Raw genomic sequence first — 23,183 nt, 5'->3', positions numbered from 1 at the left:
CGTGTCTGGTGGGCACCGGACCCTCCCGACCCCGGCCCCCGAGTGTTCCAGCATCGAGACGTGCGCGTAACAGGCCTCTGTGTCGGCGAATGCATCCCGTTAGCGGCGGTCCGCAAGGACGGCTCGCCCGAGGAGAGGGCGCTCGTCCGTAAAGTCGCCGTTCGACTCGGCATGCAACGACGTTGACGGCGCGGCGAGCATGCCGCGGGTTGTGGAATCGCGCGGGAGGCGCGGCGGGTTGCTGACCACGAGGGCTACCGCACCGCATCCATCGCGGGCGTGCGCCGTGCGCAGGGGCCGATCGTCACCGGGCGTCCGATGGTTGCGCGGACGTGGCACGCCACCCACCGTAAGAGGTAGGCCGAAGAGGAGAAGTGCCGTGACCAACCCGTTGCACGAGCTGCAGGAACTGGGTCAGAGCGTCTGGTACGACAACATCCGGCGTGCGATGCTGACCAGCGGGGAGCTGGCGCGCTACCACCGCGACTACGCCGTGACGGGCGTGACCTCCAACCCCACCATCTTCGAGCGGGCGATCTCGGGCGGCGACGACTACGACGACACGCTGCGTACCTCGGTCGAGCAGGGAATCGAGGATCCCGAGGAGCTGTTCTGGAGCCTGGCCGTCGACGACATCCGCGACGCCGCCGACGTCCTGCGCGGCGTGTACGACGACACCGACGGCGCGGACGGGTACGTGTCGCTCGAGTTGCCGCCGCGGTTGTCGCGCAACACCGAGGGGTCGATCGCGCTCGCCCAGGAGCTGTTCTCCCGGGTGGGGCGCCGCAACGTGATGATCAAGGTGCCGGGCATGCCCGAGGGGGTGTCGGCGATCGAGGAGCTGACCTTCCGGGGCGTCAACGTCAACGTCACCCTGCTGTTCTCGCTGGGCCAGTGGCGCGCTGTCGCGGAGGCCTACCTGCGCGGGCTCGAACGCCGCCGCGAGGCAGGCGAGGACCTCGACGTCGCGTCGGTGGCGTCGTTCTTCATCTCACGCATCGACGGCAAGGCCAACGAGCGCCTGCCCGACCAGCTGCGTAACCGCCTGGGGGTCGCCAACGGGCATCTCGCCTACGTCGCCTACCGTGAGCTGCTCGTCTCCGAGCGCTGGCGCAGCCTCGAGCAGGACGGTGCGCGACCCCAGCGGGTGCTGTTCGCCAGCACCTCGACCAAGGATCCCGCTCTGGCCGACACGTACTACGTGGAGGCGCTCGCCGCGCCCGACACCGTCGACACCATGCCCGAGTCGACGCTGCTCGCCTTCGCGCGCGACGGCACGGTCGGCGAGCCGCTGCCGTCCCAGGCACCCGAGGCGGAGAGGATCGCCCGCCGCGCCGAGGACGCCGGGGTGAGCCTCGAGGAGCTGGGCCGCGAGCTCCAGGAGGAGGGCGACGAGAAGTTCGCCGACTCCTTCCGCCGGTTGCTCGAGTGCATCGGGAACAAGGCGCGCGAGCTCGAACGGGGCCCATGGGAGGCGCGCCGGCTGGGACCGGTGACCGACCAGGTCGGGCAGGTCGTGGACGAGCTCGCCGAGCGTGACGCGGTGCGGCGGCTGTGGAGCCACGACCACACCCTGTGGCAGAACGACCCGACCGAGATAGCCGACCGGCTGGGGTGGCTGACCAGCCCCGAGGAGATGGAGGAGCAGGTCGACGAACTCGTGAGTTTCGCCAAGCAGGCGGCCGCGGACGGGCTCACCCACGCCTTGGTGGTGGGCATGGGGGGCTCCAGCCTGTTCCCGCTCGTGGCCGCCACCTGCTTCCCACCCAGCGCCGACGCCCTCGAGCTGCACGTGCTCGACTCGGTCGACCCCGACACCATCACCCGGATCGAGCAGCACCTGCCGCTGGCGACGACGCTGGTGATCGCCTCGTCGAAGTCGGGCACGCCCGTCGAGACCCGCTCGCTGCTGGAGTGGTTGTGGCAGCGGGGCGCTGACCCCGACAGGTTCGCGGTCATCACCGACCCCGCCACCCCGCTCGCCGACCTCGCCCGCGAGCGCGGGTTCCGGGCAGTGTTCGAGAACCGCCCCGACATCGGCGGGCGCTACTCGGCACTGTCGCACTTCGGACTGGTCCCGGCCGCGCTGGCGGGGGTGGACGTCGGCGAGCTGCTGCACCGCGTCGGGCGGGTCGCCGCCGCCTGCGCCGGCTGTGTCGATCCCGAAGACAACCCCGGCGTGCAGCTGGGCGCGATCCTGGCCGGGGCCGCGCGCGCCGGACGCGACAAGCTCACCCTGGTCATCGACGAACGGTTCACCTCGTTCGGGCGGTGGATCGAGCAGCTGATCGCCGAGTCCACCGGCAAGCGAGCCACCGGCATCGTCCCCGTGGTCGGCGAGCCCCTGGGCGGCGCGGACGTGTACGGCGACGATCGGCTGTTCGTCGGCATCGGCGTCGACCCCGAGGTGCTGGCGGAGCTGGCGGACGCGGGGTACCCGGTCGTCCACCTGAGGGTCGACGAGCCGGTCGACCTGGGCGGGGAGGTGCTGCGCTGGGAGATCGCCACCGCCCTCGCCGGGGCGGCGTTGGGTGTCAACCCCTTCGACCAGCCCGACGCCGAAGCGACCGAGGTCGCCGCGCGTCGCGCGTTGGATCGGGGCGTCCCCGACGTCGAACCCCAACCGCTCGCCCCGCTGTTGGACCAGCTCGAGGCCGGTGACTACCTGTCCATCCAGGCCTACCTCGACCCGGCCGCCGACCTCGTCGACGAGCTCGAACGGGTGCGGGTGGTCCTGCGCGACCGCCACCGGGTCGCCACCACCCTGGGCATCGGGCCGCGCTACCTGCACTCGACCGGGCAACTGCACAAGGGCGGACCCAACACCGGGGTGTTCGTCCAGGTGGTCGCCGACCACGACCACGACCCGCGGATCCCCGGCGAGGCCTTCGGGTTCGCCACCCTCGAGCGCGCCCTGGCCGGCGGTGACCTCACCACCCTGCGCGCCCGTGGCCGGCGCGCCGGCAGGGTCGACATCGACGAGCTGGTCGGCATCGCGCCGTGAGGAGAACCCCATGAGGATCGGGATGATCGGGCTGGGCCGCATGGGCGCCAACATGGTTCGGCGCCTGCAACGCGACGGCCACGAGCTGGTCGTGCACGACATCGACGAGCAGGCCATCAAGCAGATGCAGGCCGAGGGCGCGACCGGGGCGGGCTCCCTGGAGGAGCTCGTCGGCGCGCTCGAGGCACCCCGTGTCGCATGGCTGATGGTGCCCGCGGCGTTCGTCGGCGACGCCGTCGACGAGCTCGCCACTCTCCTCGACGAGGGCGACATCATCGTCGACGGCGGCAACTCCTACTACCGCGACGACATGGACCGCGCCGCCACGCTGCAACGCACCGGGATCCGCTACGTGGACGTCGGGGTCAGCGGCGGGGTGTGGGGTCTGGAGCGTGGCTACTCGCTGATGATCGGTGGGGAGCCCGCCGCGGTCGACCAGCTCGACCCCATCTTCCGGTCGCTGGCGCCCGGGGTCGACGCCGCACCGCGCACCGAGGGTCGCGAAGGCGAGCCGGACGCGGTCGAGCACGGCTACCTCCACTGCGGTCCGGTGGGTGCGGGCCACTTCGTCAAGATGGTGCACAACGGCATCGAGTACGGGGTGATGGCCGCCTACGCCGAGGGGCTGGGGATCCTCGAACGCGCCGACGTGGGCGCCGAGGAGCGCCAGGCCGACGCCGAGACCACCCCGATGACCAACCCCGAGTACTACCGGTTCGACATCGACGTCGCCGCGGTCACCGAGGTGTGGCGTCGCGGCAGCGTCATCCAGTCGTGGTTGCTGGACCTCACCGCCGCAGCTCTGCTCGACGACCCGGACCTGGACGGGTTCGGCGGGCGCGTGTCGGACTCGGGGGAGGGCCGCTGGACGGTGCTGGCAGCGGTCGACGAGGGCGTGCCCGCCCACGCCATCACCGCGGCGCTGTTCGAGCGCTTCTCCTCACGCGGCAACGCCGGGTTCGCCGACAAGGTGCTGTCGGCCATGCGCCATCGGTTCGGCGGCCACGAGGAGAGGGAGGACCGATGAGCGAGCGCTGTGACGCACTGGTGCTGTTCGGCGCCACGGGAGACCTGGCCAGGAAGAAGATCTTCCCGGCGCTGCTCGCCATCGCTGACCACGGCCGGCTCCCCGAACGGGTGGTGGGCGTGGCTTCCTCCCACTGGGACGACCGGGACCTGCGCGACTACGCGCGCCGGTCGATCGACGAGTTCGGCCCGCCCACCCCCGATGCCCACGCGGTGGAGCGGGTGACCTCCGCACTGGCCTACGTGCAGGGCGACTACAACGAGGACCACACCTACCAACGCCTCGCAGACGCGCTCGCCGCCAGCGAACGCCCGCTTCTCTACCTCGCCATCCCCGCCAGCCTGTTCGAACGGGTGGTTCAGGGCATGGCGGACGTGGGATTGAACGAGCGCGGACGGGTGGTCATCGAGAAACCCTTCGGACGCGACCTCACCTCGGCGCGAGAACTCAACCGCTGCCTGCTCCAGACCTTCCCCGAAGAGGCCGTGCACCGCATCGACCACTTCCTGGGGAAGGAGCAGGTCCTGGACCTGCTCGTGTTCCGTCTCGCCAACACCTTCCTCGCCCCGGCCTGGAGCCGCCACTACGTCGACTCCGTGCAGATCACCTTGGCCGAGGACTTCGGGGTCGAAGGCCGGGGAGCTTTCTACGAGGAGACCGGGGCGCTGCGCGACGTGTTCCAGAACCATCTGCTCCAGGTCATCGCGCTGGTGGCGATGGAACCGCCCACCTCCGCGGACGCGCAGGCGCTACGCGACGAGAAGGTGAAGGTGCTGCGCTCCATGCCGGCTCTCGACGCCGACAAGGTCGTGCGCGGCCAGTTCGCCGGCTACCGCGACGAGGAGGGCGTCGCTGCGGACTCCGACGTCGAGACGTTCGTCGCGCTGGAGGCCGAGATCGACTCGTGGCGGTGGGCGGGCGTGCCCTTCTACGTGCGCGCGGGCAAGCGCCTGCCGGTCACCGCGACCGACGTACTGGTGGAGTTCCAACGGCCCCCACGGCAGTTCTTCGTCCGCGCCGACTCCCCTCCTCCCCACCCCAACCACCTGCTGTTCCGGCTCAAACCGGGCGAACGCGTGTCAATCTCCGTACAGATCAAGGAGCCCGGCGACCAGCTGGTTTCGCGCCCCGTCGACCTCACCTACCGCTACGACGAGCAACGCGAAGGTGCCCGCGAGGACGCCTACGCGCGCCTGCTCGACGACGCGATGGACGGCGAACAGCGCCTGTTCGCCCGCCCCGACGCGGTGGAGGAGGCCTGGCGGATCGTCGACCGGGTTCTTGACGACCCTCCGCCGGTGCGCCCCTACGAGCCGGGCAGCTGGGGACCCAAGGAAGCCGACGAGCTCATCGCCGAGCGGGGCGGGTGGCACTGCCCCGAGTTCCCCGACGGGGGCTAGCCGAGTCCTTGCGGTGGATCTGGGCGGCACCCGGATGCGCGCCGCGATCGTGTCCGCAGACGGCGGCATCCGCGAGCGTCGCTCGCAGCCCACCCCCCAGGACGCCGAGTGCCCCGACGCGCTGCTGGCGCTCGCGGGTGACGTGCTGCAGGCCGGGAGGGTCGAGCGGGCGGTGATCGGGCTACCGGGCCGGTTGCACGACGGCGCCGGCCAGCTCGAACACGCCCCAACCTCCCGCCCGCGTGGCCACCGGCGCTCCAGGACGACACCTTGGCCGAGCGGTTCGAGGTGGCGGCGTCCGTCACCAACGGCGCGTGGTTGAACCAGCCGAACTCGATCAGTTCCACATAGGCGGCGACCTTCACGTACCACTCCCAGCTGAGTACCGGCCGCGGCGGGCCAGTCAATGCCGGATCCAGGTGGCCGCGGACAAGAAGTGCAATTCACGGTCGCGGGCGTCACCCTGCATCCTGAAGGTGCCGCCGTCGCTGACGATGATCAGCCCCCGGTCGATCCCTCCCAAAACGCCTGCTCGATGCGTAACCCCAGACCCTGCACACCCTCGAGATCGGCGACATCCAGGTTGCGGTCCCACGAACCGCATCTGTCGCCCCACAAGGGGTGACTGGACGGCGCGACCTTGCCTCCTGCCACCGGTGGCTTGGCGAAGGCGCGGCGCAGCGGCCAGAGCGCCCCGGCAGCGACCAGGCAGGCTCAAGACCGCCGCGGAAGTCGGCGACCCGGCCTCGGTGATCCACCTCATCACGACCAGCAGGTCGTCGCGCCGCAGTGCCTCCGACAGCGGCCGGTCGACCACCAGAAGGCGATGGTGCGCCACGGCCGCCAGCACCGTCAGGGTTGTCGCGGCGACGGTGACGAGCACGCCCACGGCCCGGTTGCGCACGAGCACGTGCGACGGGCGTGGCAGCCATGCCGTGTAGCGGTGCTCGTGTCTGGTGGGGACCTGATACTCCCGACCCCGGCTCGACCAACCGTGGCGACGACCTACGCCGAGTGTTGTCAGCATCGAGACGTGCGACACAGAGGTCCCCTGCGAACGCGCACCCACCTTCCCGCCCACGGAGTGGACGCGCCGACCCGACCGGGTGCGCACCCCCTGATCCCGGCTGCTGCACGCCGCAGCCGTCGGGCACCCTGCGGAAGGAACCAGCCGCAGGATGCCCGGACGACGGACCGCGTCAGCGTGCGGCGTAGGGCCTCGATTGGGGCTGCCACCCGCTGGTCGCGGGCCGCTGCGCTGACCAGCCTGCTGCCCGCCGCTCGTCGGCCAACTCGTAGACCCGCTGCGCCTGGAAGGTGATGGCGCGGATGATGGTGCGCAGCGCCAGCACGATCGACACGAAGATCAGGGCCAGCCCGAGTAGGCGCAACGGGCCCAGCCACTGGGCCATCGCCTGCACGGTGCCGAAATCGGCCAGGCTCTGGCCCTGCAGGCGCGCCGGTTCGGCCAACGCGTCCGCCGGGATATCGCTGATCACAGCCGCCTGGATCAGCCCGATGACGAACGCGGCCACCACCAGCATCAGGCCCATCATCATCACGTGCGGAATGAAAACGCCGGTCCAGGGCTTCCGCAGCTGGGTTACCTGCGCCGCACCCACAGCCTGCTGCACGTCACGGCCGGTGTCGCGCAGTGTGCGGATGATGTTCACGAGCACCATCGTGATCGACGACAGGATGAAGGCCATCCCCAGGAACACCGTGGCGATCGCCCACGCAGCCACGGATTGACCCGTCCGCAGCGATTCCGCCGCCTCTCCGCCGAAGAAGTCACCAATCTTCACTCCGGCGGCGATACTGGCGGTGAACCCGACCGCCACCGCCATGGCGCCCATCAGCAGCATCGGTAGCCACATGGTACGGGCCATACGCTGGGGTACGTCGTCGCCCTTGTACAGAATTGCCTTCAGTTGTGCAGCCATGTCAGCTGGTCCTTTCTGTTGTGAGCAGGCCCGGTAGGGTCGCTGCCATCGACCTGCCTCGCATCCGTATCGTGGTGATGATCCGCCGGAGCACGACGACGACCGACACCATCAGCAGGGACGCGCCCGTCAGCATCAGGGCGGGGTTCCACGCCGCGGCGGCGGCGATGCTTCCCTGCGATCCGGTGTCGGCGGCGCGGGCCGCAGCGTCCTGTGCGAACAGATCACCTGCTTCGTACCCGAGAGCGATGCCGACCACGAGCGACGCCATGACAGTCGCCACGCCCAGGGCGGCGACCCAGAGGTACGCGTAGTCGTCGAACGATCTTGAGAGCAGGTAGCGGTCCGTTGCCTGTGCTGTCATGCTGGCTCCTTGCCTCGGCGACCGCTGCTCGCCACCGCTTCTGTTCGCGGCTCTCACGAGCGCGACTCACAGGAAGAAACGGCGCGGCCGAGTCCCGGATGCCGACACTGTCTCCTAGACGACGTAATCGGGGAGACGCTGGTAGACGCCCACGTCAGGAGCTCCAACACCCCGGCCGCCGCACGACAACAGCAGCAGGAGCCAGACCCGTGGCTGCGGCGCTCTGTGGGCTAACTCAACCGCATCTGGGGCGTCGCCTCAGCCAGCGGCGCTCCACAATTGCGGGTCGGTTTTCTGCCACGCTGGCCGGATGATCGTCTCTAGGGTGCGTCAACGTGATGAGCGGCGGGAAGGCCTTCCGATGTGCGCACAGGCGCTACTACCTCGCGGCGGCCGCTGCTCTTTTTCCGACGTTGCCAGATCTGCACAGTTTTCGAGCATGGACAAGGCCGCCGCCGGCGCAACGTCTCGTGTTGGTCGCGCTGGATCGGGCGATCGCCATGGCCGATTTGGCTTCGGGCAGCCGACCGGGTCGAGCGCTGGGCCGGCGTTCGCTCGGACATCCGGGCGGCGATCCTCGAGCGCGGCTGGAGCGATTCGGCTGCCACACGCTCGCCGGCGACGTCGACCACGCCCGTGAGGTGTTCGAGCGTGCCATCGACTTGCGCAAGACCTCGGTCTGCTCTGCGAGGAGGGTGGAGCCCGAGACCGGTGAGCCGATCGGGAACGTGCCGCAGGCGTTCAGCCACGTTGGGCTGGTCAACGCCGCCTGGGCGATCCACGAGGCGGAGTCGCGGCCGTGACGATCGACAAAAGTGCCGAGCGCTCCAGCACACGGCAGGACCATCCCACAGACCCTGTCCCGCAACCGCGGCACCGCGATCGCCAGGCTGCAGGAAGGGTTTACGCGATGCCGCTGTAGACCAGAGCGAGCACGAGCCCGTAGATCGCGTGGCCCATGAGCATCCCCGCCGGGGTCATCCCACCCCAGTTCTTCCCGAACACTCCCGGCGCGACAACCGCGACCTCGCCGGCGGACTCGACGACCATCCGCCCGCCGGGCTCGGTGCTGGCCGTCATGCGGGGGTGGACCGATCCCATCATCGGCATCGCGACGACGCCGACCATCGCCCCGTGGAGGAGCCCGATGACGACACCGGCTAGCCAGCTCGCGGTTCCCAAAGCCGAGAACAGCACGGCGTAGCCGATGCCGAAGACGACCATGCCCATCATGATGAAGTGGATGAAGGCCCCGATGCGCTTGGCGGTGTCGCGGTCTCCGCTGAACATCGTGCCGACGACGAGCGGCATCGGGGGCATGTCTGTCATCCCCGCCGCAGTCGATCCTTTCATCATGAGCGTCATGACGATCGTCGCGACCAACCCCGCGACCAGCGCCGCCACGATGCTGAACTCCATCTCGCACCTCCCGCTCTACCGAGGTAACCCTCGGCGCGGGTGGTTCATTCACGAGGCCCGCTTCAGACGGATCACGGGCGTGGAGGTACACCGTCCTCGTCCTCTTGGAACCCAGGCACCTCGCACCGCACCCGGTTCGGGTCGTCCACGCCATCGCGACGACGGCGACGACGGCGGGGGAGGAGAAGGAGCATGGCGAGCGGCTAGCTCCGCGACGCCTAGGAGCCGAGAGTGGAACGGCGGTGAGGTGCCGTCGCACGGCGGGGGACGGTGACCGCCCACAGGATCCGGGGCGGGTGGGGCTGAGGCGTCGCGGTTGGGCGGACACGAATGACACCGAGGCGACGCGGACGCGTCGATCAGATCCCGCCTGCGCGAGGACACGAGCATCCGTCCGGGGTCGGAGCACCTGCTCCAGCGTGTCCTCATCGATCGCCGGGATCACGCCTCTCTACTTGTATGACCCGCTCGTGTCGCGCGCTTCAACCCACCAGACCTTCTACTCCCGCCTCGACCGCTCAGCGTGCCAGGCCGCGGTCGCAGGTCGCAGGTCGACGACCGTCCCCGGGCCGGTCGCGGTCTCGAAGAGGCGGAGAGCTGACGTGACGACCTCGCGTTGACGCGGTTCCGCCCCGGGCGGGCCGATCGTCCGGCCCATCAGGTGTGGGGCGACGAGCACGCGGGGGAGCGTCATCGCCTCCGCGACATCGCGGAACGCACGGATGAACACCGCGACGGTCGGGATGCCCGCCTCCTCCAAGGCCCGTGCGACGTGCCCGACCGACACGTGGCACACCGGTCAGGTGGCGACGAGCAGGCAGACGTCGACCTCGTCGGCGCGCAGCTCATCCGCCCACCGGGGTGCGACCTCGCTACGCAGCTGCAGCTGGGACGCGGCACCCACGAACCCGTAGTGGGTGGCGGCGACACCACCGACGACGCCGTCGGCGGCCAGGTCCCCGACCACGTCGATCGGAAACACGGCGTTGATGTCCCGGCGGGCGCCGCGGATGTCGTAGCCGGGATGACGGACGCGGATCTCATCCCCCGGCGTGTCGCCGGGTATGCGGCAAAGTGTGGGCGGCTCGCGGAGATACTGGCTGATGCGCGCCTCGGCGTCCTCCTGGCTCTCGCCGGGGTTGGGGTCGTCGTCCTCGACGAACACGCCTCCGGCCCCGACGATCGTGATCGTCATGTCCTGCAGTCGGCGGCCCACCGCGACGAACGGTCCACTGTCGTAGCTGTACTCCGCTTCTCCGGCGTAGGCCCGCACCTGCCAGTTGTAGACGAGCTCGCGCACACTGTCGTACTCGCCGGTGTCGAACGCATCGCCGAGCGTCTCGAGCAGCTGCCGCAGGAACTCGGCCCCGTCCGCGTCCGACAGCCTCGCGAGGAACTTGAAGTTGAGATCGCTGCGGGATCCGTAATAGAAGGACCGCCGGAAGTCCTCGAACGACTCCTCGTCGTGGGTCACGGGCACTCCTTCGTCGCCGGGTGCCGCCAGCAGTCGTTAGTTAGCGACGATGATCAGTCGGCTTCGTGGGCGGTGAGCTCGTCCACGAACGCACGCAACCGCTCGACCGCGTCGACATTGACCGGCTCGCTCAACCTGGCGATGCGCGCCTTCAGGTCCCGGTAGGAGGACGCGGCCATGCCACAACGCAGGCACGCATCCAGGTGCGCGGAGACCTTCTCGGCCGTCATCGGGTCGAGCTCACCGTCGATGTGGCTCTGCAGAACGCGGGCGACCTGCTTGCAGCGCAGTTCGTCGCGACGACGTCGCAGCCAGCGCCTCATGCGCCACCTGCCCGGACGAAGCCGTTGTCCTGCAGCTGCGTTCGCAGCTCGGTACGGGCACGGTGCAGGCGGCTCATGACCGTGCCGACGGGGATGTCGAGCACGTCAGCGGCCTGCTGGTAGCTCAGCCCGTCGACGTCGACGAGCATCACGACGTCACGCTTCTTGCTGGACAGCGACCGGAGTGCCGAAGTGATCGCTGCGTCGACTATCCCGAGCATGAAGTGTTCCTCCGCCCCGCCCCGTCCGTCTGCGCCACGTGCCGGTGTCCGTGCGAGGTCGGGGTCAGCATCGTCGACGAGGACCGGTCGACGCTTCCTCAGCGAGTTCTTCCAGGTGTTGCGCAGGATCGTCAGCAACCACGCGCGCGGGTGCCGACCGTCGAAGCGGTGCAGGGCGCGGTAGGCGCGCACGAGGGTGTCCTGGACGATGTCCTCGGCGTCGCTCGTGTCACCGGTCAGTCGGCGCGCGACCCGCAGGAGCACCTCGAGCTCCGGCTCGACGTAGCGTCGGAACGCCGCGTTGCGGGTCGCGTCGTCGGTGGCGACATCCGCCGGCGAGGGCGCACGTTGCTCGCGGCCGGTTCGTTCCGTCACGTCCGGGCAACCTCCGCCGTGCCTCCGTCACTTCCAGCCGTCATAGCCTACGTCCGGCCCCTGGCGCCGGAACCACTTGACGCAGACGGTCCACGAGCGACTGCAACGTATCCGGGGACAGCACGCCCGGACGGCGGAACACCACCACCCCGTCGCGCAGCGCGACGATCGTCGGCACGGCGCGGACGTCGAAGCGTGCGCTGAGCTCCGGCTCGGCGTCGACGTCGACCGTCGCGAAGACGAGATCGGGGTTGTTGCCCGCGACGTGCGCGAACACCGGGGCGAAGGTGTGGCACGGATGACACCAGGATGCGGTGCAGTCCAACACGACAGTGGGTTCTGTGACGATCGTCGGGTACGTCTCGGCGGTCAAGGCCGTGGGCACGGTTCTTCCTCTCCCATCTGGGCTTGACAACACCTGCGACCCGGCGATGCTTCCACCTGCCCATCCGCGTTCGCTTTCACTGGCGGCCGGCGCGACAGGAGCAGAATCGCCCGACCTCTCCCGTGGGTCCCGCAACGCGGCCGAGCGAGGACAGGCCTTGGCCGTCGCGAACAGGTCCGATGTCGATGCTGTCGGCTGTCGCGTGCGGGGTGCACGATCGCATCGGCTCGAGGGCGTCAGCGCAACGACACGCCGATAAGGGACCTTATGTCAACCAGTCCCGGGTGCTGCCTTTGAGAACGGCGGCTACCGGCTACGTCCCCCACGGTCTTCGAGGGTCGGGTCTTGCGTGCGTTCGTCGAACGCCGTTGGGATCACCATCACACGCACGTCGGGCGCCAACCGCTCTGCGACGCGGTCGACGACTGCAGCGGTCCCGGAGACCGCGCGCAGTCCCGTACGGGAACGATCAGCCACTCCAGTGGGCAGCGGCGCACCCATGACCACCAGATCGGCGCCCACCAGCCGTGCCTCGTCGACGACCGTCTCAACGACGTCATCGGACTCGCGCACGACCTCCTGGAACTGCACGCCACGTTCTGCTGCTAAGCGCGCGACCACTCGCAACGGACTCGACACCGACTCGTCATCACCGTGGCCCGGTTCTGCCACGACCAATGCCGTCAACGATGATCCGGCCGAGGCTGCAAGATCGACCACCTGCGGGGCCTTCCGCCGTGCCATCTCGACGCTCGACAACGGCACCAGCACGTGCCGAACCAGATGCTGACGCTCCAGCGGCTGCATGTAGCCATCCGCGCGGCCAGCATCACCGGACCTGTTGAGCGCCCATCCGACGGTCACCGGACCCGCCAGCTCGAACACCACCACCGAACCCAGGACCGCCGCAGACACGACTCCGCCGAGCTCGTCCAAACCGGCCAGCTGCGCCTGGTCGACCGTGAACGCCGCCAACCCGATCGCCATCCCCGCGAAGGGCATCAACCCGGCGCCGAACAGGGGACCCCAACCCTTGCGGCGGGCCGCACCGGACAGCTCCGCACCGAGCCAGCCGCCGCCGACCTTCCCGACGGCACGGCCTACCGCCACGGCCGTCACGAGTCCCACCGTCGCTACCAGCTCACCGAAGTGCACCCCTGCCCCGGCCACCACGAAGAAGACCAAGAAGATCGGCTCGTCCAGCATCCGCAACGCGTCGAACAGCGGACCCGTGTCACGCCGGTCGTTGGCCACGACCGCTCCGGCGACCAGTGTGGACACCACCACCGGAGCCTCCGCCAGCCGCGAGGCGGCGACCACGGCCACCAGGACCACCAGCACGAACAGCAGACGCTCGCCGGGCCGATGCACCAGATGGCCCCACCGCCGCAACGCCAGCCCACCCGCGGCACCGATCACGGTTGACACGATCAGCAACTGTCCGAACGCGATAGCGGCTTCATCCGCGCCGAACGACGTCGCGCCCGTCAACACCAGCGGCAACCCCACCCCGAACAACACCGCAGACACCACGTTGTTGACCGCCGTGACCGCCAACAGATGCTCGGAGAACGCCCCCCGGGCACGCTCCGCACCCATCACCGCGACCACCGTCGTGGGCGACGTCGACAATGCCACAGCGGCCAGCAGGAACCCCACCGCCGCCTGCCCCGACCACAACCACCCCCCCACGAACACCAACGAGAACACCAGCAGGTTCTCCGCGACCACCACCGGCAACAGCGACCTGCGGATCCTCCGCAGAACACGCAGATCCAGACGTTGCCCCAACCCGAACACGATCGCGCCCAACGACACCGACACGACCGGCCCCAACGCCTCCAACGTCTGCTCGTCGACCAGCCCCAGCACATCCGGACCCGCCAGGATCCCGACCGCCAAGAACGCGATCACCTCCGACACCCAACGGCGCGTCGACACGCCGACGACGAACGCCAGCACCCCCAACACCGCCACCAGCCCCAGCCCCGGCATCGCACCGTCTAGCACTCCACGAACCTGACCCTCTCGCAGCCAGCGAGTCGATGCGAAGGTAACCAGGTTGGTCGGAAGCGCTCTCGGCCGAACTGGCGCCCGCTGAGGGTCTACGTAGGCGGCATGGAGCCCGACGAGGTGGGCGAACTCCTGGCGCGTCCTCATGCAGCCATGAGGGTCACATGGAGGTCGTCGACGAACTCGGGCAGTAGTCTTGCGAGTTCGGGCACGCCCTCTGTGAGGTGCGTGCAGCACGGTTGCCCGTGCTCGGAAGGTCGGGCGGTGTCGAGTACTTCGCGCAGCACCTCGTCCGATACGTGAGAAATCGGTGGCCGCGGTGGCGACCACGGCTAAATCGCAGCCGCGTCACTCGCGACGGTGGCTGGTCCCCACAGGTAAGCGAGGTAGCTACGTGCGGCTCGGCCGCACCAGCCAGATCGTCTGGGTCCAGGCCGTCTCGGTGCTCACGGGTCAGGGGGTCTAGGAAGATGCGGAGGGGAAGCTCGGCCACCGGAAGATGGGCGGCAAGGCGTGACACGACTTCCGCCCAGACGTCCAAACGGCCTGTGTCGCCCTCCTTCAGATCGATGTCAGCCGCAACTGCGACGAACTGCAACGAGCGCGCGTCATCAGCTCGGGATCGCGACAGAGCCAACTCCCCCACCTCGCTGGGCGTCCTCTCCTTCCTCCACTCGATCGTCCGGCGACCGCGACGGCGAGAGCTCGACGCGACCGTCGCGCTCTATGCTCTCCGCATGTCGACCACGACGGTGCCCTTGTCCCGGGCGGAGTACGAACTGCTCGTCGAAGCGGGCGCGCTAGAGGGCCAGCCCGTGGAGTTGCTGTCCGGTCGGAAGGTGCGCATGTCTCCAGAGTCCGCGCTGCACGCTGCGATGATCGAAGTGCTCGCGGCCCAGCTGCGGCAGCCGGCCAGCCAGGCGGGCCTCGCCGTCCGCGTCGCCCATCCGTTGGCGCTGTCGGCTATCGACGAACCCGAACCGGACCTAGCCGTCGTGACAGCGCGTGTCGACCACTACGCGGGCGGGCATCCCCAACCGGCCGACGTCGCACTGATCGTGGAGGTCGCCGGGGCAAGCCGCGAGAAGGACCTGGGCGACAAGGCCGCCCGGTACGCGACCGCCGGCATCGACGACTACTGGGTGGTCGACCTCCAGCAGCGCACCACCGTTGTGCACCGCGATCCCGACGTGGATCAAGGCGTCTACGGCAACGTGGAGACGATCGCGTTCGGCCAGCCAACGGCCGCGCTTGCGCTCCCCAAGGAAGCGCTACGCGTCGAGATCCCCGCCTGATCGCGCATCCAGGCCGCGCAGCCCAGAGACGTTCCGTGGTGAGGGTTCCCGCGGCGCTTGGCGCGACCATGTGGGCGCGGAGCGTCATCGCAGTCGGTTGCGGGCGCGACGCCGGTGCAGGATGCATCAGGAGCTAACCTTGGCAGGACCGAGTGCCGTGGCGCTGTCGCGTGCGCGACAGGTGCTCGACCTCGATCCGGACGCTGTACGCGCGCCCCGCGGCTATCTGGACCTCGTCGGGAGCGAACCGTCTCCGACCGGGGTCGCCCAGATGCTCATGGTTACCCGCGTCGTGCCGATCGTGTACGAACGCTGGTGGCGACCGGCACTCGGCCGCGTCATGAAGGGCCTCCGCGGTCCCTCGATGCGACAAGAACAGCACCTGATCCGTGAGCTTCTGGCGTTCGAGGAAGGCGCCACCGTGCTGGACGTCGCCTGCGGTCCGGGCAACTACACGCGAGCCTTCGCCGAAGACGTCGGCGAGCAGGGAGCCGTGATCGGCATCGACCTGTCCGCCACCATGCTCGCCCGCGCGGTCTCGGACACCGACGCGAGACAAGTCGTCTACGTCCGAGCCGACGTCACCGACCTGTCGTTCCGGTCGGGCAGCGTCGACGCCGTCTCCTGCGTCGCAGCTCTGCACCTGTTCACCGACCCGTGGGCTGCGCTCGACGACATGGCCAGGGCACTGCGGCCTGGGGGACGCCTCGCGATCCTCACGACCATCCAGCCGCGCAGCCGGGCCGGTGCGCTGATCGCAGATGTCGCCGGACGTGCCGGTGGGGTGCGGATCTTCCGCCCCGGCGAGGTGACCGCAGAACTCGCCGACCGCCGGCTCGAGATCACCTACCGCGGCACATGGGGCATCGCCCAGATCGTCGGCGCCCGCCGGTCGCAGCGGCGCTAGGACAGATCGCCGCGCACAGTCGTTCTCTTCGGCGCGTCCTACAAGACCTGACGGACCTGACGGACATCTCCCACCACCGTCAGCTGGCTACCCAGCCGAGGATGCGCATCAGCGCGACCTCCTCACGGGCGTGGTATCGCCGCGCACGCACGTTGCGGAACGCCTCTTCGACGACACCCTGGGCGTAGGCCACCTCGAGCGCCGGGTGGACGTACCCGCTGCGGGCGACCGCCCGGGAGTTGCCGAGTTGTTCGGCGGCGGCGTCGATGCTCGACAGCCAGTTCCGATCGCGTTCCCGCTGATCGTCGCACGGTCCGCAAGCGTGCAGCGCGGTGGTTGCGACGACCGTCCCGCCCCAGGTCCGGAAGTCCTTGGCGGTGAAGTTCGCGCCCGTCGTCTCGCGCAGCCACTGGTTGACGTCACCCGACTCGACCGCGCGGTAGTCGCCGCCGTCGTCCGCGTAGGTGAACAGGCACTGCCCCGGGATCTCCTCACAGCGCCGCACCGCACGCGCGAGCCGCCGGTCGCTGACCTCGACCTCCTGCTGTTTGCCGCCCTTGCCGACGAACGCGATGCGCACCCGGCGCGTGTTCACGTCGACGTGCTCGGGACGCAGCGTGGTCAAGCCGTAGGAGCCGTTCTCCTCGACGTACTCCTCGTTGCCCACGCGAACCAGCGACTCGTCGAGGAGGGCGACGGTGATCGCGAGCACCTTCTCGCGAGACATCGAACGCAGCGACAGATCCCTGTCCACGCGGCGACGGACGTCACCCAGCGCCCCGCCGAAGGCACCCAGGCGGTGGAACTTCACCGCGTCGCGGACCTCCCGCCAGCGGTCGTGGTAGCGGTACTGCTTGCGTCCACGGTCGTCGCGGCCCGTCGCCTGGATGTGCCCGTTGGGATCGGGACAGATCCACACGTCCGTCCACGCCGGTGGGATGGCGAGCGCCTCGATCCGCCCGCGCCGTGACTGATCGCGGATGAGCCCACCGTCCGGATCGTGGTACGAGAACCCCCGCCCCCGCCCCCGACGAGTGATGCCGGGTTGGTCGTCGCATACGTGGACGAGCCCCGCGAGCTCCGCGGAGGCGATCGGACCATCGGCGATGAGCGCCACGCTCCCATGGTGGCTGGCGTGCTGGGAACGTGCTTCGCCCGCACGGCCGGGTCGCTGGCGGACCGGCTCCAGCAGCGCCCACGACGGACGACCACAGCCGCGCCGCAGCGCGCCGGTACGGTCGCCAACATGACAGGACAGCGACCAGACCAAGACATGGGCACGGACGTCAAGGATCGCTTCGACCGCGACACGAACTACATCTCCGACCGCATCACCTCGGACGGCGATGGCGACTGGCCGGTGGAGCCCGGCCGCTACCGCCTGATCGTCAGCCGGGCGTGTCCGTGGGCCAACCGCTCGATCATCGTCCGTCGCCTGCTGGGCTTGGAGGATGTCCTGTCGATGGGCATCGCCGGGCCGACCCATGACTGGCGCAGCTGGAGGTTCGACCTCGACCCGAACGGGGTCGACCCGGTCCTCGGGATCCAGCGCCTACGCGAGGCCTACTTGAAGCGCTTCCCCGACTACGACCGCGGCGACCGGGGTATCACCGTCCCCGCGATCGTGGACGTCCCCACCGGTCAGGTCGCCACCAACGACTTCCCGCAGATAACCCTCGACCTGTCGACCCAGTGGACCGACTACCACCGCGAAGGGGCGCCCGACCTGTACCCCGAGCACCTCCGCGACGAGATCCACCAGGTGATCGACCGGGTCTACCGCGACGTGAACAACGGGGTGTACGAAGCGGGGTTCGCCGGCAGCCAGGAGGCCTACGAGGAGGCCTACGGTCGGCTCTTCTCCCGGCTGGACTGGCTGTCGCAGCGGCTCGAGGGCCAGCGCTACCTGGTCGGCGACACGATCACCGAGGCGGACGTGCGGCTGTTCACGACGCTCGTGCGCTTCGACTCGGTCTACCACAACCACTTCAAGTGCAACCGGCACAAGCTGACCGAGATGCCGGTCCTGTGGGGCTACGCACGCGACCTGTTCCAGACCCCCGGGTTCGGCGACACGATCGACTTCGTCCACATCAAGCGCCACTACTACGAGGTGCACACCGATATCAACCCCACCGGCATCGTTCCGGCCGGCCCGGAACTGACGAACTGGAGCTCGCCCCACGACCGGGACACGCTAGGGGGTCGTCCGTTCGGCGACGGCACTCCCCCCGGCCCTCCACCACCGGACGAGCGCGTCCCACACGAGCACAACCCCGCGCTGACGTAACGGGACGTCAGCTGCCGCGACGGCGATCCGGCTGCTTGCCCGCGCCGACCGGCCGGAGGGTCTCGGCGCAGACCGCACAGACCAGGACGGTCCGTTGCATGGCTGGCCCCTGGCGGTTGCGGACGGTCATCGACCAGCTGCCCGCGAGTGGGCGCCGGGTCCCGCACGACGGGCACGGCCACAGGGTGTTCGACGCGGCGACCACCTGGAACGGGGCGGCGTTCAGGACGGTGACCGCCGCGGTGTCGAGCTTGCCGTAGACCGGCGTGCGACCCCCGGCCAGATCGGAACTCACCGATCCCCCGTAGGAGGTCGCCAGCGCCACCAACCGATCGACGACCTCCTGCCACGGGGTCGTCTTCAGACACCCGTCGTCCGCCCCGCCGGCAAGGGCCGTCCGCAAGGCCACGGGATCGCCCGTCCAGGCGAGGACACCGGTGTCGGGAGCGACGTGCTTGATCGTCCGGAGGATCTCGATGCCGCTGACCGCCATGTGCAGGTCGAGGAGGACCGCATGCGGTTGCGTCTCAGCGACGACCGACAGCCCCTGGTCGCCGTCGGCCGCCTCCCCCACCAGCTCAACTGCCGGGGTCGTCCGCGACAGGATGCGGACGAGGAGGCGGATGTCGTCGTCGTCGTCGACGACGACGAACGTCACCGCGTTGCGATCGATCGAAGCCACCCGGTGAGCATACGGCTTGGCCCCGCCACGGCGACCGGCAGCGTCGCGCCAGTTGCAACCGTCGTGGCACCGTGGGCCATCGGTCCCCCCCGCCACGCTGCCGTACCCTGACCTACCCGTGGGACAAGGACAGCAGGTGAAGCTCGGTATCGTCGGGAAGGGCGGGACAGGAAAGACCAGTCTGGCAGCGCTCCTGATCCAGTGCTACGTCGAGCGGGGCGCGGGCGTTCTCGCCATCGACACCGACTCGGATCCCAACCTGGGCTTGAGTCTCGGTCTGGACCTGACCGCCGCGGAGCAGGTTCCCGTCCTGCCCCGATCGCTGGTCGCCGGCGCCGGCAACGGCCAGCTGACACCCGCCGAGCTCATCCGCACCTACGGCGTCGCCACGCCGGCCGGCGCGACCCTGCTGCACGCCGCTCGTGTCGACGAAGCAGGTGCGGGGTGCGCGTGCGGCGGCCACGCCGTGGTGCGCAGCCTGCTTGCGGCCGCGACCGAGGAGGAGGCCGACGTCACCATCGTCGACATGGAGGCGGGGCTCGAGCACCTGAGTCGCTCCGCCGGGACGCTGGCGTACGCCGACGTGCTCCTGGTGGTTGTCACGCCGGCGCGGAACTCCGCACTCGCCGCTGGTCGTGCGCGTGACCTCGCCGAGGAGCTCGGCATCCCCCGCATCTATGCGGTCGGCAACCGCGCCCTGTCGCCGAAGGACGCGGCGCTGCTCACCTCCGCCGCCGTCGATCAGGGCTTGCACCTGGTCGGCATCGTCCCCGACGATCCCGACGTCGCCGCCGCGGACCGCGCCGCGACCATGCTTCCGGGCGATGCAGGACGCGCAGCCCGAGACGCCGTCGCTCACATCGTCGAGGCGTTGGCGTCGCCTGACGACGAGCGCCGGGCGCTGCGGCGACTCCGAGACAAGCTCGACGCGCGCATCGCCGCGCTGCAGGCGGCGGAAGCGCGGACCTGACCAGGCGGTTCGCCACCCTGTTCGCTCCCCGCACACCGGGCGTCTCCGCACGTCGCGACGGAACAGCCTCCTTCAGGAACCAGTTGGTTGCGGTCGAAGCACCACGTAAGGCCGCCGCCAGCGGCCACACATCACGACGGGGGATCTCGTGTCATCTCGTTCTGCTGCTCGCGCTGCGTTGGCCGCGTTCGTCGGCATGGTCGTGCTGAGCGTCCTCGCCCCGGCCGCCGCGGCGCAGGCACCCGCATGGCAGCCCGTGGGGGGCTCAGTCAGCTTCCTCGGCGCCCCGGGCACGACCTTCACGGTGCCAGGCCACGGCCGGTTCACGGACCGCGTCGACGTTGTCCCGGGACCCGACGGACGCCTCGTCGTCGTCAACGAGCTGTCGATCGATCGTTACGTCGACGGGCTCGCGGAGGTACCGGCGAGCTGGCCGATGGAGACGCTGAAGGCCCAAGCCGTGGCCGCGCGTACCTACGCCTGGTACTCGATCACCCTGGGCACCTTCCGCAGCCGTGGGTACGACTTCGACATCTGCGCCACGGTGGACTGTCAGGTCTTCCACGGTCGCGCGGTCGTGGAGAGCCCCAACGGCGGCCGCTGGCGCGAAGCCGTTGAGGCCACGGCCGGGCAGGTCCTGACCTGGGAAGGTCAGCCCATCCTCGCCCGCTTCTTCTCGTCGTCCGGGGGCCACACCCGCAACAACGAGCACGTCTACGGCAACGACGGCCGCACGGCCGGGCCGCGACCGTACCTGGTCGGTGTTCCCGACCCCGACGAGGCGATCTCACCCCATCACCGCTGGCAGCTCCGCCTCACCCGTGTTGAACTCGACCGGCTGTTCGCCAACGGGACGTCCCTGTCGGCAGCTGTCCCGGTGGCTCGGGTCGAGTGGATCCCAAGCGACGGGTCCCGCGTCGACCAGGTCCGTGCCACCCGCACCGACGGGCACGTGGTCGAGCTGTCCGCCAGCAAGTTCCGCGCGTGGGTTTCGGAGGTCGGCCCACGGCTGCTGCCCAACCGGTTCCCGCCGCGCACACCCAGCGGGAAGGCGCTGCCCGATGGGCTCCCCTCAAGCCGCTTCGACTTCGCGCTCACTGCCGACGAAGCAGTCATCACCGGGAAAGGCTGGGGCCACGGCGTGGGGATGAGCCAGTGGGGGGCGCGCGGAAAGGCCGAACGCGGGATGACCTACGACGACATCCTCGCCGCCTACTACGGCGGGTTGCGACCGGACACGACCTCGGATCTGCCGGCACGGGTCCGGGTCGGCCTGAGCTGGGACGCCATGCAGGTCACCGTCCGCGCCGACGGCCCCTACACGATCGTGGCCGGGGGCAACGGAACCGAGCTGCCCGGTGGGGTCTCGTGGGACGTCGGGGCGGGCAACACCGACTCGGTCCTGCTGAGTGGACCCCCGGTCGCGTGGAGCCCGGACATCACGGCCCCGCCACCGGCGGCGCTCCCGCCGTCAGCTGGCGGACCGGCGGATGGCGGGCCGGTCGCGGACTCTGCACCTGAGCCGCCCGCGGACCCACGTCCTCCGTACGCGGACGCACCAGCCGATGACGCAGCCAACGCCGATGGGCTGGCCGGGACGGACGGCGCTGCCGAGGACGGGCTGCTCAAGCGGGTCCAGTGGGCGCTGGTGAAGTACGCCCCGCCGCCGGTCAGCAGCGGGCTGCGACGGCTGCTGGAGCGCTGACGGCCCCCGGAGCGCTCAGGTCGCCTTCTTGGCCGACTTCTTGGCGGCTGCTTTCTTGGCTGATTTCTTGGTGGCCCGCTCGGTCTTGACCGGCTCGCCGTGGTCGTGGATGTGGGCCTCCCCGCGGTGCTCAGCGTCGAAGTCCTGGTGGGCGACGTGAGCGTGGGCGATCGCCGCATGGTCGTGTTCGTGCTCGTGGTCTGAGTACAGGTGATCGAACCCGCCCGTCATGCGGTTGTGGTTGTGCGTGACGTGGTAGTGCGGGTGCGAGTGCACGACCTCGTCGTGCTCGTGGTACTCGAACTCCTGGTCGGCCATGGGGTCCCCTTCTCGCGGTCCTGGAACTCGCCGTCGCCGTCAACCAGCGACGAGGTCGTGCGCACCCTAGCCCTAGCTGGGGCGGCGGCGTGACGGCTGTACCCGGGGGGGTTCGTCTTCGTGCTTGGGGAAGTGAGGCGGCCACGGAGCGTCGCCCAACCCTTGCTCCTCGTCTCGGTGCGCCAGTTGCAGGAGGCCGTCCAGGGGGCCCGTTGCCTCGTCGATCCCGGCGGTGAGGTCCCCCACCGCCGTCCAGCGCTCGCCGAACCGATCCATGGGGAAGTCCTGCGGTTCTGCGTCGGGGACCTCGTCCCATGTCAGCGGCGTCGACACCCAACCCGTGGGCCGGACCGAGTACGCCGACGCCACCGTGCGGTCGCGGGCGTTCTGGTTGTAGTCGACGAACACCCCGTGCCGCTCCTCCTTCCACCATGCGCTGGTGGCCCGATCCGGCGATCGCCGCTCGACCTCGCGGGCCAGGGCCAGGGCCGCACGCCGGACCGCGGTGAACGACCACTCAGCGGGGATCCGGACGTTGAGGTGCATGCCGCGCGACCCTGATGTTTTGGGCCAGCCCACCAGCCCGTGTTGGGACAGCACGTCACGGCAGATCAACGCGACCGCGCGCACATCGTGCCAGGTGGCGTCGGGTGTGGGATCGAGGTCCACGCGGAGTTCGTCGGGGTGCTCGACGTCCTCGGCGCGGACCGGCCACGGGTTGAGGTCGATGCAGTTCAGTTGGACCATCCAGATGATGTCCCGCACCGCCCTGGGGACCAACAGGTCGGCCGAACGCCCCGACGGGAACCGGATCGTCGCGTACTCGTGGTCGCTGTCCTTGGGTGCACGCTTCTGGAAGAACGGCTCCCCGGCCACGCCACGGTTCCAACGTTTGAGCACGGTCGGGCGGCCGTACACCGCCCGCAGGGCTCCCTCTCCCACGGTGACGTAGTGCTCGACCAGGTCGAGCTTGGTCCAGCGTTGCGTGGGGAACATGATCTTCGCGGGGCTCGTGACCCGCACCCGACCGCCGGGCACATCCAGCCAGGTCTCGTCCTTCGCCACCGC

23 protein-coding genes are annotated in these 23,183 nt (G+C 69.7%); 10 read left to right on the top strand and 13 right to left on the bottom strand.

Annotation, left to right across the window (positions count from 1 at the left end; translation table 11 throughout):
- Positions 1 to 379 precede the first annotated feature (379 nt).
- The 4 genes from KY462_09925 to KY462_09910 are packed head-to-tail and all read left to right on the top strand — an operon-like array spanning position 380 to position 5,753.
- Entirely contained in the window at positions 380 to 3,004 is a 2,625-nt protein-coding gene (locus tag KY462_09925) for a bifunctional transaldolase/phosoglucose isomerase (protein ID MBW3578034.1), read from the top strand.
- A 10-nt stretch (positions 3,005 to 3,014) separates the two neighbouring features.
- Positions 3,015 to 4,031, top strand: coding sequence for a decarboxylating 6-phosphogluconate dehydrogenase (gnd, locus tag KY462_09920; protein ID MBW3578033.1), 1,017 nt, complete (start codon positions 3,015 to 3,017; stop codon positions 4,029 to 4,031).
- On the top strand, positions 4,028 to 5,431 hold the full coding sequence (zwf, locus tag KY462_09915) for a glucose-6-phosphate dehydrogenase (GenBank protein ID MBW3578032.1): 1,404 nt from the start codon (positions 4,028 to 4,030) through the stop codon (positions 5,429 to 5,431). Before gnd ends, zwf begins: the two co-directional genes overlap by 4 nt.
- Positions 5,432 to 5,444: 13 nt before the next feature.
- The gene (locus KY462_09910) at positions 5,445 to 5,753 is read left to right on the top strand and encodes a hypothetical protein (GenBank protein MBW3578031.1); all 309 of its coding nucleotides are present in this window, start codon (positions 5,445 to 5,447) and stop codon (positions 5,751 to 5,753) included.
- Positions 5,754 to 6,630: 877 nt separating this feature from the next.
- On the opposite strand, the gene KY462_09905 is transcribed toward KY462_09910, so the two are convergent.
- On the bottom strand, positions 6,631 to 7,374 hold the full coding sequence (locus tag KY462_09905) for a hypothetical protein (GenBank protein ID MBW3578030.1): 744 nt from the start codon (positions 7,372 to 7,374) through the stop codon (positions 6,631 to 6,633).
- Position 7,375: 1 nt separating this feature from the next.
- A complete protein-coding gene (locus KY462_09900; GenBank protein MBW3578029.1) occupies positions 7,376 to 7,738 on the bottom strand; it encodes a hypothetical protein in 363 nt (120 codons plus the stop codon).
- A 338-nt stretch (positions 7,739 to 8,076) separates the two neighbouring features.
- Here KY462_09900 and KY462_09895 point away from each other — a divergent pair, with 338 nt between their 5' ends.
- Entirely contained in the window at positions 8,077 to 8,541 is a 465-nt protein-coding gene (locus tag KY462_09895; GenBank protein ID MBW3578028.1) for a hypothetical protein, read from the top strand.
- Positions 8,542 to 8,641: 100 nt separating this feature from the next.
- Here the strand turns inward: KY462_09895 and KY462_09890 are convergent, their stop codons facing one another.
- The 7 genes from KY462_09890 to KY462_09860 form a co-directional block, all read right to left on the bottom strand.
- Positions 8,642 to 9,157, bottom strand: a complete 516-nt coding sequence (locus KY462_09890) for a hypothetical protein (protein ID MBW3578027.1) — start codon at positions 9,155 to 9,157, stop codon at positions 8,642 to 8,644.
- 499 nt (positions 9,158 to 9,656) lie between these two features.
- Positions 9,657 to 9,944 carry a hypothetical protein gene (locus KY462_09885; GenBank protein MBW3578026.1) on the bottom strand — a complete coding sequence of 96 codons (288 nt, stop codon included), beginning with the start codon at positions 9,942 to 9,944 and terminating at the stop codon, positions 9,657 to 9,659.
- A 12-nt stretch (positions 9,945 to 9,956) separates the two neighbouring features.
- Entirely contained in the window at positions 9,957 to 10,631 is a 675-nt protein-coding gene (locus KY462_09880) for a hypothetical protein (protein ID MBW3578025.1), read from the bottom strand.
- Between the two features lie 53 nt (positions 10,632 to 10,684).
- Positions 10,685 to 10,954, bottom strand: a complete 270-nt coding sequence (locus tag KY462_09875) for a zf-HC2 domain-containing protein (protein MBW3578024.1) — start codon at positions 10,952 to 10,954, stop codon at positions 10,685 to 10,687.
- Complete coding sequence (locus KY462_09870; protein ID MBW3578023.1) at positions 10,951 to 11,550, bottom strand: sigma-70 family RNA polymerase sigma factor; 600 nt, start codon at positions 11,548 to 11,550, stop codon at positions 10,951 to 10,953. Before KY462_09870 ends, KY462_09875 begins: the two co-directional genes overlap by 4 nt.
- Positions 11,551 to 11,590: 40 nt before the next feature.
- A complete protein-coding gene (locus KY462_09865; GenBank protein MBW3578022.1) occupies positions 11,591 to 11,935 on the bottom strand; it encodes a thioredoxin family protein in 345 nt (114 codons plus the stop codon).
- Positions 11,936 to 12,241: 306 nt separating this feature from the next.
- Positions 12,242 to 13,945 (bottom strand): cation:proton antiporter, encoded by a 1,704-nt coding sequence (locus KY462_09860; GenBank protein ID MBW3578021.1) that lies wholly within the window; start codon positions 13,943 to 13,945, stop codon positions 12,242 to 12,244.
- Positions 13,946 to 14,685: 740 nt separating this feature from the next.
- Between KY462_09860 and KY462_09855 the strand changes: the two genes are divergently transcribed.
- Together KY462_09855 and KY462_09850 are read left to right on the top strand one after the other, a co-directional pair.
- The gene (locus KY462_09855) at positions 14,686 to 15,243 is read left to right on the top strand and encodes a Uma2 family endonuclease (protein ID MBW3578020.1); all 558 of its coding nucleotides are present in this window, start codon (positions 14,686 to 14,688) and stop codon (positions 15,241 to 15,243) included.
- A 139-nt stretch (positions 15,244 to 15,382) separates the two neighbouring features.
- Positions 15,383 to 16,150, top strand: coding sequence for a class I SAM-dependent methyltransferase (locus KY462_09850; GenBank protein MBW3578019.1), 768 nt, complete (start codon positions 15,383 to 15,385; stop codon positions 16,148 to 16,150).
- Positions 16,151 to 16,229: 79 nt separating this feature from the next.
- Here the strand turns inward: KY462_09850 and KY462_09845 are convergent, their stop codons facing one another.
- Positions 16,230 to 17,243, bottom strand: a complete 1,014-nt coding sequence (locus KY462_09845; protein ID MBW3578018.1) for a DNA topoisomerase IB — start codon at positions 17,241 to 17,243, stop codon at positions 16,230 to 16,232.
- 180 nt (positions 17,244 to 17,423) lie between these two features.
- Between KY462_09845 and KY462_09840 the strand changes: the two genes are divergently transcribed.
- Complete coding sequence (locus KY462_09840; GenBank protein MBW3578017.1) at positions 17,424 to 18,440, top strand: glutathione S-transferase C-terminal domain-containing protein; 1,017 nt, start codon at positions 17,424 to 17,426, stop codon at positions 18,438 to 18,440.
- 7 nt (positions 18,441 to 18,447) lie between these two features.
- On the opposite strand, the gene KY462_09835 is transcribed toward KY462_09840, so the two are convergent.
- Positions 18,448 to 19,098 carry a response regulator gene (locus KY462_09835; GenBank protein ID MBW3578016.1) on the bottom strand — a complete coding sequence of 217 codons (651 nt, stop codon included), beginning with the start codon at positions 19,096 to 19,098 and terminating at the stop codon, positions 18,448 to 18,450.
- Between the two features lie 160 nt (positions 19,099 to 19,258).
- On the opposite strand from KY462_09835, the gene KY462_09830 reads away from it, so the two are divergent.
- Together KY462_09830 and KY462_09825 are read left to right on the top strand one after the other, a co-directional pair.
- A complete protein-coding gene (locus KY462_09830; protein ID MBW3578015.1) occupies positions 19,259 to 20,092 on the top strand; it encodes a hypothetical protein in 834 nt (277 codons plus the stop codon).
- 178 nt (positions 20,093 to 20,270) lie between these two features.
- Entirely contained in the window at positions 20,271 to 21,797 is a 1,527-nt protein-coding gene (locus KY462_09825; GenBank protein ID MBW3578014.1) for a SpoIID/LytB domain-containing protein, read from the top strand.
- Positions 21,798 to 21,812: 15 nt separating this feature from the next.
- Here KY462_09825 and KY462_09820 read toward each other — a convergent pair whose 3' ends face one another.
- Positions 21,813 to 22,115 (bottom strand): hypothetical protein, encoded by a 303-nt coding sequence (locus KY462_09820; GenBank protein MBW3578013.1) that lies wholly within the window; start codon positions 22,113 to 22,115, stop codon positions 21,813 to 21,815.
- Positions 22,116 to 22,187: 72 nt separating this feature from the next.
- Positions 22,188 to 23,180, bottom strand: a complete 993-nt coding sequence (locus tag KY462_09815; GenBank protein MBW3578012.1) for an ATP-dependent DNA ligase — start codon at positions 23,178 to 23,180, stop codon at positions 22,188 to 22,190.
- Positions 23,181 to 23,183: the final 3 nt, after the last annotated feature.

The sequence above is a fragment of the Actinomycetota bacterium genome (assembly GCA_019347675.1).
In the GTDB taxonomy this organism is placed as follows: Bacteria; Actinomycetota; Nitriliruptoria; order Nitriliruptorales; family JAHWKO01; genus JAHWKW01.
Note: the sequence above shows the minus strand (reverse complement) of the source record. Positions and strands in the feature narration are given on the sequence as shown.